The following is a 3,057-nucleotide window of genomic DNA, read 5'->3' as shown; positions in this document are numbered from 1 at the left end:
AAGTACCTGTGTGCCTCAATCCTACCTTTAAAATAACTATTTACTATAATAAGATGCAATCTCGGATGGGCTTGTTCAACGACCAGATAAGGTGTCGGCTGCGCGACACCTATCCTTGTTTGTTAGATTACTGGAGAAAAAGTTGTAGCATGGATGAAAAATTAAACAATATATTTTCAAATATAAATGATTGGCTAAAATATGCTGAAACTAAATCTGCAACATTAATTGCAGGAAATGGAGCTTTAATTTTCGGGTTTAGTCGGCTTAGTTTAAGTGAAAACGTTAACTGCTATGTTGGCTATTATTTAATATTTTGTAGTTTTCTTAGCCTTATATCTCTCTCAATATGTTTATTATCAATCATCCCCGCTCTGAATATGCCCTGGGAATCAAAGCCTACTGGGAGGCATGATACTGATAATATTCTATTTTTTGGGCACATAGCCAAATATTCTCCGTTATCTTATTTAACTAAACTTGCAGATAAGTTAGGTGAAAAAAATGTTGAATTCACTGACTACCAAAAAGACATAGCATTTCAAATTATAACTAATTCTACTATTGCTAATCGTAAGTATACTTATTTTAATGCTGCGATTTGGTTTACTCTATCCGCTGTAATATCACCAGTTATTACAATATTTATCTATCTTTTTAGGATTAAAAATTAATGAAGTCAGGCATTGATAGTAAAGTAGCTGAGATTATTGATAATGCTTTTGAAACTTCCGATATCACATATGTTCCAGATATAAATGACTCCAATTTAACTTTTGGAAATAAAGGGCTAAAACTAACGGCTACCGTTCTTTATATCGATATGCGTGGTTCCACTTCTATTCTTAATAAACACAATCGAACGTCAGTAGCCAAAATACATAAGGCGTATTTTCATACAATAGTCACAATCGCTAAAAGCCTCGGAGGAGAAGTCAGAAGCTTTAATGGTGATGGTATGCTTGTCTTGTTTCAAGGAACAACGAAAGCTAAGTTAAGCGATGCCGTGTCAGCAGCCATGAAAATGAAATGGATGCTTACTTCTGCTGATTCCAAAGTAAAAAAGAAAATGGAAAAATATACTGCCGTTGATTTTGGTATCGGAATTCATTACGGCGATATTGTTTGTGCAAAAGTTGGTATTGCAGGTGAAAATAACCGAGATCTAGTGTGGATTGGAAATGCAGTTAATAAATCAGTAAAAATTGGAGACAAGATTCACAATGATATTGGCATTTCAGCCACAGTATATGGAAATTTAGAAGATAGAGTTAAGTATATTACCGAGAAAGATTGGTATGGGAATGATGTACAGAAAGATATATGGCAAACAGCTACTATTGAGTATAACGATACTCAAGAGACGTATTATTTTACTACATACCATATCGAAGTAACGTAATCTAACAAGGGTTTTCAAGACGGACAAATTACAGTTGGCTCTTTGTTCGTACCTCACTTATTTTAGCCAACTGTAATTCGCCGCTTAAAACGGCGTTGAGGCTGTAGAATTTCTCCAAAAAGAGCGTTTATCGCTCTTTTTTCAATTATGTCTTATTGTACAAAAAATGACCTTGAATGCGGTGATCGACTGTGATCTAATAGTTATTATTCGCTCAGAGTTAAATGTGATGGCCAACTACAAACCTGACTTATCTTGCCAAAGTAAATTCATTCCGATTGATTTTGCACAGCAAATTATCCCCGGTACTTTTGAATACGCACTTTCTCATATCGTCGACAAACACCTTAATTTAAGTACTTTTGATAAATGGTACAGCAACGATAAAAATGGCGCGGCTGCTTATCCTCCTTCAGTCATGCTTAAAATAATCTTGTTTGGTTATTCACGAGGCTTGGTCAGCAGTCGTCGCATTGCAAATGCTTGTGAAACCAATATTACCTTCATGAGTTTATCGGGTGACGTACAACCTCATTACACTTCAATTGCCAGTTTTGTCGCTAAAATGAAAGACCAAATTGAACCACTTTTTACTCAAGTATTAATGATATGCGACCGTGAAGGTTTGATAGGCCGTAATATGTTTGCGATTGATGGATGTAAAATTCGTTCGAACGCTAGTAAAGAGTGGAGTGGCACATTTGGTGAACTTGAGCGTAAACAAGCGAAGTTGCGCAGAGCAAGTCAGCGCATACTTGCCCGCCATCAAGCACAAGATAGTTTGAGTGAAGATGAAATTACCCATGATTTAAAACAACAGGCTAAACTTGATAAAAGCGCGGATAAAATTAAAGAATTTTTGGCGACCAATGAAGAGAAGTTAGGTAGTCAGAGAAAGCCTGTGAAAAGTAATATCACTGATCCAGACAGTGCCAAGATGACCACGAGTAAAGGTACGATTCAAGGCTACAATGGCATTGCGATTAACGATGATAAACATCAAATCATTTTACAAGCCCAAACATGGGGAAGTGTGGGAGAGCAACAAACCTTAAAACCCGCTATCGAAGACTTGAAAAAACAACTGACTGAACTCGGTACACCTGAAGCCTTGTGTGAAGCAAAATTTACCGCAGACAGCGGTTTTCATAGTGAAGTCAATCTTGAGTTTATGGCTACAACGGGGCTGGATGCTTACATTGCAGACACTGCATTTAGAAGTCGTAATCCATTATTTAAAGAGAGCGAAACCTATCATATAAACAAATGGGGTCAGGTCTTTTATAAACAAATGGGGTCAGGTCTTTCATTTTGCATTTGTTGATTATTAAAACTAGATTTACCTTATTCAATTTAGAAGGTCCAAATGGGGTCAGGTCTTTCATTTTGCATTTGTTGATTATTTAAACTAGATTTACCTTATTCAATTTAAATTTGTAGGGGTATTTATGAGTCGTCCTTTACGTTTAGAGTTTTCAGATGCGCTTTATCATGTCACATCGCGTGGTAATGAAAGAAAGGCTATTTACTTAGAAGACAGTGATTTCGAGATATTCCTTAATTTATTAAATACCGTTTGTTCACGTTATAACTGGGTTATTCACGCTTATTGTTTAATGGATAATCACTACCACTTACTTGTAGAGACTCCCGAT

Annotated in this window: 4 protein-coding genes; all 4 read left to right on the top strand. The window is 36.1% G+C overall.

The features are described from left to right. Positions 1-149: 149 nt before the first annotated feature. Positions 150-674, top strand: coding sequence for a Pycsar system effector family protein (locus tag H5084_RS15645; RefSeq protein ID WP_182691368.1), 525 nt, complete (start codon positions 150-152; stop codon positions 672-674). Continuing rightward, the gene (locus tag H5084_RS15640; protein ID WP_182691366.1) at positions 674-1,402 is read left to right on the top strand and encodes an adenylate/guanylate cyclase domain-containing protein; all 729 of its coding nucleotides are present in this window, start codon (positions 674-676) and stop codon (positions 1,400-1,402) included. Before H5084_RS15645 ends, H5084_RS15640 begins: the two co-directional genes overlap by 1 nt. A gap of 166 nt (positions 1,403-1,568) precedes the next feature. Beyond that, on the top strand, positions 1,569-2,726 hold the full coding sequence (locus H5084_RS15635) for a transposase (RefSeq protein ID WP_259396850.1): 1,158 nt from the start codon (positions 1,569-1,571) through the stop codon (positions 2,724-2,726). 124 nt (positions 2,727-2,850) lie between these two features. Beyond that, positions 2,851-3,057 (top strand): transposase (locus H5084_RS15630; RefSeq protein ID WP_182691364.1); only part of this gene is annotated, 207 nt, incomplete at its 3' end.

Source organism: Psychromonas sp. SR45-3, from assembly GCF_014163575.1.
GTDB lineage: Bacteria > Pseudomonadota > Gammaproteobacteria > Enterobacterales > Psychromonadaceae > Psychromonas > Psychromonas arctica.
Note: the sequence above shows the minus strand (reverse complement) of the source record. Positions and strands in the feature narration are given on the sequence as shown.

What these genes read in the sequence shown, in the direction of transcription:
- H5084_RS15645 (WP_182691368.1), top strand. Translation starts at nt 150, where the DNA reads ATGGATGAAAAATTAAACAATATATTTTCAAATATAAATGATTGGCTA.
- H5084_RS15640 (WP_182691366.1), top strand. Translation starts at nt 674, where the DNA reads ATGAAGTCAGGCATTGATAGTAAAGTAGCTGAGATTATTGATAATGCT.
- H5084_RS15635 (WP_259396850.1), top strand. Translation starts at nt 1,569, where the DNA reads ATGACCTTGAATGCGGTGATCGACTGTGATCTAATAGTTATTATTCGC.